The sequence below is a fragment of the Allosphingosinicella sp. genome (assembly GCF_036387215.1).
Taxonomy (GTDB): Bacteria; Pseudomonadota; Alphaproteobacteria; order Sphingomonadales; family Sphingomonadaceae; genus Allosphingosinicella.
In genome coordinates this window covers 1-9,831 of record NZ_DASVUE010000221.1, presented here as the reverse complement: position 1 = coordinate 9,831, position 9,831 = coordinate 1, and the positions used below count along the sequence as shown (strand labels likewise).

The 9,831-nt window shown below is 68.1% G+C and carries 10 protein-coding genes; 3 read left to right on the top strand and 7 right to left on the bottom strand.

Annotated elements, in window-relative coordinates:
• The 4 genes from VF662_RS08650 to fsa form a co-directional block, all read right to left on the bottom strand.
• Positions 1–227, bottom strand: a 227-nt coding sequence (locus VF662_RS08650) for a hypothetical protein (RefSeq protein ID WP_464139919.1), incomplete at its 3' end; no start/stop codon positions are given.
• A 93-nt stretch (positions 228–320) separates the two neighbouring features.
• Complete coding sequence (locus VF662_RS08645; protein ID WP_464139917.1) at positions 321–1,244, bottom strand: tyrosine recombinase XerC; 924 nt, start codon at positions 1,242–1,244, stop codon at positions 321–323.
• Positions 1,229–1,789 carry a DUF484 family protein gene (locus tag VF662_RS08640; RefSeq protein ID WP_464139915.1) on the bottom strand — a complete coding sequence of 187 codons (561 nt, stop codon included), beginning with the start codon at positions 1,787–1,789 and terminating at the stop codon, positions 1,229–1,231. Before VF662_RS08640 ends, VF662_RS08645 begins: the two co-directional genes overlap by 16 nt.
• A gap of 68 nt (positions 1,790–1,857) precedes the next feature.
• Entirely contained in the window at positions 1,858–2,511 is a 654-nt protein-coding gene (gene fsa, locus VF662_RS08635; protein ID WP_464139913.1) for a fructose-6-phosphate aldolase, read from the bottom strand.
• Positions 2,512–2,531: 20 nt separating this feature from the next.
• Between fsa and VF662_RS08630 the strand changes: the two genes are divergently transcribed.
• Positions 2,532–4,766, top strand: coding sequence for a primosomal protein N' (locus VF662_RS08630; protein ID WP_464139911.1), 2,235 nt, complete (start codon positions 2,532–2,534; stop codon positions 4,764–4,766).
• 4 nt (positions 4,767–4,770) lie between these two features.
• On the opposite strand, the gene VF662_RS08625 is transcribed toward VF662_RS08630, so the two are convergent.
• Complete coding sequence (locus VF662_RS08625) at positions 4,771–5,307, bottom strand: polysaccharide biosynthesis/export family protein (protein ID WP_464139921.1); 537 nt, start codon at positions 5,305–5,307, stop codon at positions 4,771–4,773.
• A 38-nt stretch (positions 5,308–5,345) separates the two neighbouring features.
• On the opposite strand from VF662_RS08625, the gene VF662_RS08620 reads away from it, so the two are divergent.
• A complete protein-coding gene (locus VF662_RS08620; protein ID WP_464139909.1) occupies positions 5,346–6,359 on the top strand; it encodes an O-antigen ligase family protein in 1,014 nt (337 codons plus the stop codon).
• 12 nt (positions 6,360–6,371) lie between these two features.
• Here the strand turns inward: VF662_RS08620 and recG are convergent, their stop codons facing one another.
• Positions 6,372–8,429, bottom strand: coding sequence for an ATP-dependent DNA helicase RecG (recG, locus tag VF662_RS08615; RefSeq protein WP_464139907.1), 2,058 nt, complete (start codon positions 8,427–8,429; stop codon positions 6,372–6,374).
• Between the two features lie 50 nt (positions 8,430–8,479).
• Positions 8,480–9,397, bottom strand: coding sequence for a glycoside hydrolase (locus VF662_RS08610; protein WP_464139905.1), 918 nt, complete (start codon positions 9,395–9,397; stop codon positions 8,480–8,482).
• Positions 9,398–9,541: 144 nt separating this feature from the next.
• On the opposite strand from VF662_RS08610, the gene VF662_RS08605 reads away from it, so the two are divergent.
• Positions 9,542–9,808, top strand: a complete 267-nt coding sequence (locus VF662_RS08605; protein ID WP_464139903.1) for an FAD assembly factor SdhE — start codon at positions 9,542–9,544, stop codon at positions 9,806–9,808.
• The last annotated feature ends 23 nt before the right edge of the window (positions 9,809–9,831 follow it).

Here is a 9,831-nt window from a genome sequence, read left to right as displayed (position 1 = left end):
CCGAACGCAAACCCGCCGCCTTTCACAATCGCAAAGCCGAAGCTCTCGTCCGGCGCCTCGAACTCGAAGGGCGTGTCCCCTTTCGCCCGCGACACGTCGACGAAGGGACGCAGGCTGACCTTGTCGGAGCCCGGGAAGCTCGGCACCAGCTGCGGCCCGAGGCCGACCCTCGTCCTCCGCGGCGAAGACTCCTCCTGTGCCGCTGCCGGAGCGCTCAGTGCTGCCACGGCGGAGGCGCATGCGATCAATGCTGTTGTTCTCATCGGTCCCTCATACAGGATCCAGGTCCTCCAGCCAGCGGGCCCAAAGCCCGTAGGCGCTCAAGCCCGCGGATGGGCGTTACGATAGACGTCGAGCAGATGGGCCATGTCAACGGCCGTGTAGATCTGGGTGGACGACAAGCTGGCATGGCCGAGCAGCTCCTGCAGCGAGCGTAAATCAGCGCCGCGCCCGAGCAGATGCGTCGCGAAGCTGTGCCGCAGCGCGTGCGGGGTCGTCCGGTCCGAAAGGCCGAGCCGCACCCGCGCCCGCCGCACGGCACGCCGGACGATCTCGCCGTTGAGCGGCCCGCCCCGGGCGCCGCGGAACAGCGGCTGCTCCTTTGCCGGTGGATAGGGGCACAGCGACAGGTAGTGCTCCAGCGCGGTCTGAACCGGCGGGATGAGCGGCACGATCCGCGTCTTGCTGCGCTTGCCGGTGACGCTCAGCGTCTCGCCCAGCGGCAACGCGGCACCGGTGATCCCCAGCGCCTCCGCGACGCGAAGCCCGGCCCCGTAAAGCAGCAGCAGCACCGCAAAGTCGCGAGCGGCGATCCATTCCTCGCTCGCATCTTCCGACACCTCCTCCGCAAGCGACACTGCTTCGTCGGGAGAGATCGGCCGAGGTACGCTGCGCGGCATCTTCGGCCCCTTGAGGCGCGGGATGCTTGCGCTCTCCCCTGCGTCGGTCGCAGCGAAGGTCAGAAAGCCGCGAACGGCGGAAAGCTCGCGCGATGCCGAATTGTTGCCGAGCCCCTCGGCCCGGCGCCGGGCGAGGAAGGCGCGAAGGTCCGCCGGCTGAAGTGCCCGGAGGTGCGCCGGCTCGACGCTGCCGCCCAGATGCTCCGACAGGAACTGGATCAGCCGGTGCGCAGTCGCGGCATAGGCGCGCACCGTATGAGTGGAGCGGCGGCGGTCGCGGGTGAGATGGTCCTGCCAGCGAAGCGCGATCGCCGTGGCCGGATGATGCTCTAGGGTATCAGCCACCGGCTCATGCAGCGGGTCAGCACCCGGCCGAGGAAAACGAGGAGTTCGGAGCCGTGGCGGGTCTCGAAGCCCTGCTCGCCGCGTTGCCCGAGGGCAAGCAGGCCGCTCGGAAGCGGCGGCTCGCTGTCGAGCCGGACCAGCGCCTCGGCGCGGATGAGGTCGCAGGCCGGGCCGAACAGGGGATGCCCCCGCTCGACGCCGCGAAGCACCACGCCCTCGAAGCCCGCGATCGACCGCTGGATCACGCGCGGATCGACGAACTGAAGCCCCGAGGCATCGGCGCGCATGCCCTTGTCGCCCGCGAACAGGGCCACTGCGACGGCATCGAGGCCGAGGATCTGCGGCCAATCCTGAGTGACGATATGAATGAGGTGATCGAAACCCTCGGCTTCGACCGCTGCAAGCACCGCCTCGTGAATCGACGCGACCGCGCCCGAATGGCCGCGCGCGAAAGCGATGAGGTCCTGATTGGCCTCCTCCGCCGCCGCGACCCGCGCCCTCAGCCGAGCCACCGCCCGATCCTCGAAGTTGATGACTTTCCCCATCGCGAGAACAGCCTAACCCGAATAAGGTTAAGATGCGATGGCGATAATTCCCGGTTGCGACGAGCGGCTCAGCCGATCTTCTGCCCGGTCTTCGCCCAATCCGATGCGAAGCTCTCCAGGCCGCGGTCGGTGAGCGGGTGCTTGACGAGCTGGCGGATGACGGCGGGCGGAGCGGTGATCACGTCGGCACCGATCTTCGCCGATTGCAGCACGTGCACGGGGTGGCGGATGCTCGCCACCAGGATCTGCGTCCCGAAATCGTAATTGTCGTAGACCATCCGGATGTCGGAAATGATCTCCATCCCGTCGAACCCGATATCGTCGTGGCGGCCGACGAAGGGCGAGATGAAGGTCGCCCCCGCCTTCGCTGCGAGCAGCGCCTGGTTGGCGGTGAAGCACAGCGTGACGTTCACCATCGTCCCTTCGCCGGTCAGCGCCTTGCACGTCTTGAGCCCGTCGATCGTCAGCGGCACCTTAATCGTGATGTTGTCCGCGATCTTACGAAGAATCTCCGCCTCCCGCATCATCTCGGCATGGTCCGTCGCCACCACTTCGGCCGAGACCGGCCCCGGCACCAGCTCCGCAATCTCCTTCACGACCTCAAGGAACTGCCGGCCCGACTTGTGGATGAGCGAGGGATTGGTGGTAACGCCGTCGAGCAGCCCGGTCTCCGCAAGCTCGCGAATGTCGTTGATGTCGGCGGTGTCGACGAAGAATTTCATTGCTGCCCTCGATTCGGAAGATGTTACCGCCGTATAACGAGCGCCCGGCGCATTGTCTTTTGCGCCGGGAGACTCGATCTAGCGAGCGCATGAACCGCGTTCGCGTCCTCCTTCTCAATGCAGCGCTCGGTCCGCTCGATTACCGGGTGCCGCAGGGTTCTCATGCCGAGCCGGGCTCGATCGTGCTCGCGCCGCTGGGGCCGCGGCAGGAGGTGGGCGTCGTCTGGGATCCGGAGGCGCTGGAGACCCAGGAGGTGCCGGACGAACGTCTGCGGCCTTTGCTCCACGTCTACGACATGCCGCCGCTCCGACCGGCGCTCCGCCGGCTGATCGAGTGGACCGCCGATTACTACCTCGCCCCGATTGGCGCGGTGCTTCGGATGACGCTCCCTTCCTCGAGCGCGCTCGACGGCGCCCGCACCGTCACCGAATATCGGGCCACGGGTAAGGTCCCCGAGCGGCTGACTCCGCAGCGCGAACAGGCGCTGGAGCGGATCGGTGAGCGGCAGGGGCTGGTGCGCGAGTTGGCGCTTGCAGCCGACGTCTCGGACGGAGTGATCCGCGGCCTCGTCAAGGCAGGCGCGATCGAGGCGGTGGAAGTGTCGATCGACGACCCCTTCCCCCGCCCCCACCCGGACTTCCACCCGCCGCGCCTGGAAACAGCGCAGAGGACGGCAGCGCGCGGCTTTATCACCGCCGTGCAAGGCGCCGAATTCGCGCCCTTCCTGCTCGACGGCGTCACCGGGTCGGGCAAGACCGAAGTCTATTTCGAGGCGGTGGCGGAAGCGATTCGGATGGGCCGGCAGACGCTCGTCCTCCTGCCCGAGATCGCATTGACGGAGCCGTTCCTGAAGCGCTTCACCGCACGCTTCGGCTGCGAGCCCGTCGCCTGGCATTCGGGTCTCCGGCAGTCGCAGCGCCGCCGGGCGTGGCGTGCGATCGCCACCGGCGACGCGAAGGTGGTGGTAGGCGCCCGCTCATCTCTGTTCCTCCCGTACCGCGACCTCGGCCTCATAGTCGTGGACGAGGCGCACGAAACCAGCTTCAAGCAGGAGGAAGGCGTGCAGTATCACGCCCGCGACGTTGCCGTGATGCGCGCCAAGCTCGAGAAGGTGCCGGTCATCCTCGCCTCCGCGACGCCGGCCATCGAGACCCGGCAGATGGCCGAGATCGGCGTCTACAGGGAAGTCCGCCTCCCCGCCCGCTTCGGCGGCGCGCAGATGCCCGACATCGCTGCGATCGACCTCATCCGGGACCCGCCTCCCCGCGGCCGCTGGCTCGCTCCGTCGCTGGTGCGGGAGATGGAGGCGAACCTCGAGCGCGGCGAGCAGACCCTTCTGTTCCTCAACCGCCGCGGCTACGCCCCGCTCACCCTCTGCCGTGCCTGCGGGCATCGCTTCCAATGCCCCAATTGCACCGCGTGGATGGTCGAGCACCGGCTCGTCCACCGCCTCGCCTGCCACCATTGCGGGCACATGATGCCGCCGCCGCGCATGTGCCCCGAATGCCAGGAAGTGGACAGCCTCGTCCCCGTCGGCCCCGGCGTCGAGCGAATCGCCGACGAGGTGGCAGCACTCTTCCCAGATGCGCGTACCGCCATCGTCACTTCGGACACGATCTGGTCTCCGGCCAAGGCCGCGGAGTTCGTGGGGCGGATGGAAGCGGGCGCGATCGACATCGTCATCGGCACCCAGCTCGTCACCAAAGGCTATCACTTCCCGAACCTCACGCTCGTCGGAGTGGTGGACGCGGATCTCGGCCTTTCCGGCGGCGACCTTCGCGCCGCCGAACGAAGCTTCCAGCAGATCAGCCAGGTATCGGGCCGAGCGGGCCGCGGCGCAAAAGCGGGCCGGGTCCTCGTCCAGACCCACGAACCTTCCGCGCGGGTGATCAGCGCGCTCGTCAGCGGCGATGCCGAGGGCTTTTACGAAGCCGAGACGGACGCGCGGCGCGAAGCCGCGATGCCGCCGTTCGGACGGCTCGCAGGCATCATCGTCTCCTCGGAGGACTTGGCGGAAGCGACCGAGACCGCCCGCCTCATCGGCCGAACCGCTCCCAAGGTCGAGAACATGGCCGTGTTCGGCCCGGCCCCGGCGCCGCTGGCCATGCTCCGCGGCCGCCACCGCCAGCGCCTCCTCGTCCACGCCGCCCGGAGCCTTGACGTCCAGGACGTGATCCGCACCTGGCTTGGAAGCCTGGACTGGCCCCGCGGAGTCCGCGTGGCAGTCGATGTCGATCCCTACAGCTTCCTGTGAATGCCTAGAAAGGCCTGAACAGGCCCAGCACCGGCAGCGTCTGCAGGATCTCGCGCTGGATCGCCCTGGTCTTGGATCCGTCGACGACGATGATGTCGCCGCTGAAGATTTCCGGATCGTCCTCTTTGCCGCGCCGGATATTCTCGAGGTCGAACGCCGCGGCCATGCGCTGGCCGCCGATCCGCCGGAAGATCGCGATCCGCCTCGGGTTGGCTTCGGGATCGAGCCCGTGCGCAAGGGCAATCGCCTGGATGAGGGTCATCGAGCCCGCAACCGGGAACATGCCCGGCTGGCGAACCGCCCCGTCGACCGTGACGCTCCGCTTGACGGCCGGGTTCACGCCCACGCTGACCACCGGATCGTGCACGAATTTCCGCAGCCGCTCCTTGAGCAGGTTCTGAAGCTCGCGGGTGGTGAGGTTCGCCACCTGGACCTGGCCGATCAGCGGGAATGCAACCTCGCCATTGAGGTCCACGTCGAAATTGCCCGAAAGGTCCGCAACCTGGAAGACGTTGACCTTGAGCTGGTCCAGCGGGGTAATCTTGTAGCCTCGGAATACCCTATATCGTCCTCAGCCGGATGATCAGGACCCCTGCCGATTTCCGGCGGATCGCGGTCGCCCTTGCCGGTGCGGGGTCGATGATCTCGGTCGTGCTGATCGCCGAACTGCTGCTCCACTGGCCGTTCTACCGGCCCATGTACGGCACCTTCGGGCTGGACCTCGGCAGCCCGCTTGCGGTCAAGTTCCGGGAAGGCAATATGCGCGCGACCGGGCCGTTCATCGAAGCGACCATCGCCGCATTCTGCCTCACCTTCACCGTGTTCGCTGCGAGCCAGATCCGCTCCGCCTTCACGACCAAATTGTTCCACCTCGGGCTGATGGCGTTGCTGGTCGCCGGAGTGGCCGCTCCCCAATCCCGCGGCGCCCTGCTCGGCCTCGCGGTCGGTTTTGCCGCCATCTACCTCTACAGGCGCTCGCAGACCGTGATCGCGACCTTGCTGGTCGGTGCCGCCGTGTTCGCCGCATTCTTCGTCACGGTCGGCCTCCAACCCGAGACCACGGCGCCGGCCGATATGCACAGCTCCGAGACGATCGAATATCGCAAGCGGCTGATGACGCGGGGGATGGAGGAGTTCGCCAAGTCCCCGCTCACCGGCGACACGTTCCCGAACATCCTCAGCCGCATGCAGGACCTGCGGCAGGGCGAAGGGATCGTCGACTTCGTGAACACCTATTTGTGGGTCGCGCTCCTATCGGGGGTCCTCGGCCTCCTTCTCTTCCTCGCCGCTTTCGGTACGCGGCTCTTCCACTTGTGGACCCTCCGCCCCCGGCTGAGGAAGGCCGGCTTCGGCCCCGGAGCGGCTGCGTTCGTGTTCGCCTCGCTGTGCGCACCCGTCGTCATGCTGATATTTACATCGTTCGGCGCCCGCATTCCCATGCTGGTGTTCGCGACCTTCGGGCTCAGCACGGCGCTGCTGACGGCGGTGAGGAAAGGGCGGCGGCCGAGGGAGGTGTTCGTGGCGGTCGGCCCGGCGGCACCGGACATGCGGGTTCCCCCGCGCGCCGGATCGTTCACCCGCGTATCGGAGTGAGGCGGCGCCCGGTCAGCCGCTTCGGAGCAATGCCACCGCGGCGTCGCGTTCGAACAGGTAGAGCAGGGTCCGCGCCGTCTGGCCGCGCGGGCCGGTGAGGCCGCCGTCGCGGTCGACCAGCAGGCGGGCATCGTCGGTCGCCGGCTGGATCAGCGACTGGATCTGCTCGGGCGTGGCGAGCCGGAACTGGGCTTCGCCGGATTGGCGCGTACCGAGGATCTCGCCGGCGCCGCGAAGCCGCAGATCCTCCTCGGCGATTCGGAACCCGTCGTTGGTCTCTCGCATCAGCGCGAGCCGCGCCCGCCCCGTTTCGCTGAGCGCATTGGTCCGTAGCAGCAGGCACACCGAACGCTGATCGCCTCGTCCAACCCGACCGCGAAGCTGGTGGAGCTGGGCCAGACCGAAGCGATCGGCCCCCTCGACGATCATCAGGGTCGCGTTCGGCACGTCGACGCCGACCTCGATCACGGTGGTGGCGACCAGCACCGAGAGCTCCGCCCGCTGGAAGGCGGCCATCACCGCGTCCTTCTCCGGCCCCTTCATGCGGCCGTGGACGAGGCCCACCTGACCGCCGAAGCGGAGCTGGAGCACCCGCGCTCGCTCCTCGGCCGCGGCCATGTCGGAGGCCTCGCTTTCTTCAACGAGCGGGCAGACCCAATAAGCCTGCCTGCCGGAGCCGATATGGCGTCCGAGCGCGTCCACCACCTCGTCCAGCCGCTCGACGCTCAGCACCCTCGTCTCGATCGGCTGGCGCCCGGGCGGCATCTCGTCGAGGCGGCTCACGTCCATCTCGCCATAATGGGTGAGCGTCAGGGTACGCGGGATGGGGGTCGCCGTCATGACGAGGAGGTGCGGCGGCCGCTCGGCCTTTTGCGCGAGCATCATCCGCTGGGCGACGCCGAAGCGATGCTGCTCGTCCACCACCGCGAGCCCGAGATTGCGGTAGACCACCGCCTGCTGGAAGATTGCGTGCGTCCCGACGAGGATGTGGATCGAGCCGTCGGCAAGGCCCATCAGCGTCGCCTCGCGGGCTCGGCCCTTCTCCCGTCCTGTGAGGATCGCGACGTTCACCGGCAGACCGGCCAGCTGCCGCGAGAGCGTGTCGAAATGCTGGCGGGCGAGGATCTCGGTGGGAGCGAGCAGCGCACCCTGCGCGCCCGCTTCCACCGCCGTCAGAAGCGCCATCAGCGCGACCAGCGTCTTGCCCGATCCGACGTCGCCCTGGAGAAGGCGGAGCATCGGCACCTCCTGCTGGAGGTCGCCTTCGATCTCGGCGATGGCGCGCCGCTGCGCCCCGGTCGGCGCGTAGGGAAGGTTCAGGCGGTCCCGGAGCCGCCCGTCGCCCCGAAGAGGCGTCCCGCGCCGCTTCCGCGACGAGGCTCTCACCAATGTCAGTGCAAGCTGGTTTGCGAACACTTCGTCGTAGGCGAGCCGCTCGCGCGCGGCGTCGGCGAAGCGGTCGCCATGCGCCTTGTGAAGCGCGGCCCGCCACGCCGGCCAGCCCCTGCTCTGAAGCAGGCTCGGCTCGACCCATTCGGGAAGCTCCGGCACCCGCGCGAGCGCCTGCCCTGCGAGCTGGCCCATGCGGTTGTTGGTGAGCCCTTCGGAGAGGGGATAGACCGGCTCCACGACCGGCAGCGACGCCGCTTCGGCGGGAGGGAGGACGTGGTCCGGATGGACCATCTGAAGCTCCTGCCCATAGCGGTCGAGCCGCCCTGAGACGAGCCTCGGCTCGCCGAGGGGGAACTGCTTCTTCGCCCAGCCCGGATTGTTGAAATAGGTGAGCGTCAGATAATTCCCCGCCTTGTCCGTCGCATGGACGCGGAACGGGCCCCGCCCGCCGCTCTGGCGGTAATCGACGGCGGTGACTTCGACGCTGACGATCGCGCCCACGTCCGCTTCGTCGAGCAGCTCCACCCGCTTCCGCTCGATCCAGCTCACCGGCAGGTGGAACAGGATGTCGACGACGCGGTCCAGCCCCAGCCGCTTCAAGGGCTTGGCGAGCTGCGGCCCGATCCCTTTTAGGGCTTCGACTTCGGCGAAGAGCGGGTTGAGGATGTCGGGGCGCATCGGAGTCTAGGGCTGCCACGATGCGGCCGCGGCCACAACCTGCGGCATGTTCAGCCCGCCGCCGGCCCGAGGACGGTGTCGCAATCCGCGCTCTTCCAGCCGGCCGGGACCGCGCTCCGGACCGGATGCCGATGGAAGCGGTCGGCCGCGATCCGGTGGCTGGAGCCGTAGACGGCGGCAAGGGCCGAATAGAGTCGGGGGTCGTGGCGCTCGAGGTCCCTGGCCGAAAGGATCTCGGCGCCGCGCGGCCGGGCGATCATCGCCGTTTCGAACCAGATCTGGGTGCCGCCCGCCCAATATTCGTCGATCGTGACGGCAAGATATTCCCCCTCCCAGAGGCGCTCCCGACGGGCGCGATCGTAGGCGCGGCGGATCCGCGCGCGGAGCGCCGGGTCGACCCGCTGGAGGGCATAGAAGATGGCGTGGGCGAATTCGTGGACGAGGATGTTCTGCCCGAAATAGCGGCTGCCCGGGATCGCGAGCAGGTTCTCGGCTCCGACGGTCGTGAAATAGCCGCCGCTGCCGCGGCTGCGCCGGTTCCAATAGTCGCTGTCGCTCAGCGCTTCGATCCGGGCGTAGCGGTCCCGCTCGCAGGCGGTGAGCCTGGGATCGTCCCTCGCCGGCTTCTTCCAGTGGCGGTGCTCGGGGAGGTCGGTCATCCCTTCATCGGGTGCGATGATGCCGACGCGCGTGCCCCGGGCGACGAGCTCGCGGCGGACGTCGCCGCGGCGCGCCAGCTGCGCCAGAATGATGTCTCGGGCGATCAGCAGCGCCTCGTCCGGCACTTTTGGGGAGCCGACGATCGCGATTCCCCGCGCATCCACATGCTTGGCGTAGAATGGGTCGAGACGAAGCGCCTCCGGCACCGGCCCCACCCGCACCGGGACGGAGGACCCCGCGGGCGCCGCCGCCAGCGCCGCGGCGAGCGCGACGGCCAGGCTGCGGCTCGCGTTTCGAAGGCCAGTCATCGCACTTCGTCTAAGGCGGTGCGCATCCGGCGGCAACGACGGCCGGAAAGTGGTTCAAACTTGGCGCCGCAATCCCTAGATGAGCGTCCACCTCATCAGCCGGCGCGCCATTCGGGCGCTGCCGGTCAATCGCGCATGGAGTTTATGGACCGCGAGACACGCCTGAAGCGCCTCCGCTTCCGCGCCTGGCACCGGGGCACGAAGGAAGCCGACCTGATGATCGGCGGCTTCTTCGACCGCTTCAGCGAGAGGTGGAGCGATGCGGAGATCGACTGGTACGAGGCTTTGCTCGAGGAGCAGGACGTGGACATCATGGCCTGGGCGATCGGAGCGGCAGCCGTCCCCGAACGCTTCGCGGGCGAGATGATGCGGAAGATGAACGAGCTCAACTACATCAAGCACCCCGAATAAGTGTCAGACCTCCAGAAGATCCT

Coding starts and splice junctions, on each gene's coding strand:
- VF662_RS08640 (WP_464139915.1), bottom strand. CDS start 1,789: ATGGGGAAAGTCATCAACTTCGAGGATCGGGCGGTGGCTCGGCTGAGG.
- fsa (WP_464139913.1), bottom strand. CDS start 2,511: ATGAAATTCTTCGTCGACACCGCCGACATCAACGACATTCGCGAGCTT.
- VF662_RS08630 (WP_464139911.1), top strand. CDS start 2,532: ATGTTACCGCCGTATAACGAGCGCCCGGCGCATTGTCTTTTGCGCCGG.
- VF662_RS08620 (WP_464139909.1), top strand. CDS start 5,346: ATGATCAGGACCCCTGCCGATTTCCGGCGGATCGCGGTCGCCCTTGCC.
- recG (WP_464139907.1), bottom strand. CDS start 8,429: ATGCGCCCCGACATCCTCAACCCGCTCTTCGCCGAAGTCGAAGCCCTA.
- VF662_RS08610 (WP_464139905.1), bottom strand. CDS start 9,397: ATGACTGGCCTTCGAAACGCGAGCCGCAGCCTGGCCGTCGCGCTCGCC.
- VF662_RS08605 (WP_464139903.1), top strand. CDS start 9,542: ATGGACCGCGAGACACGCCTGAAGCGCCTCCGCTTCCGCGCCTGGCAC.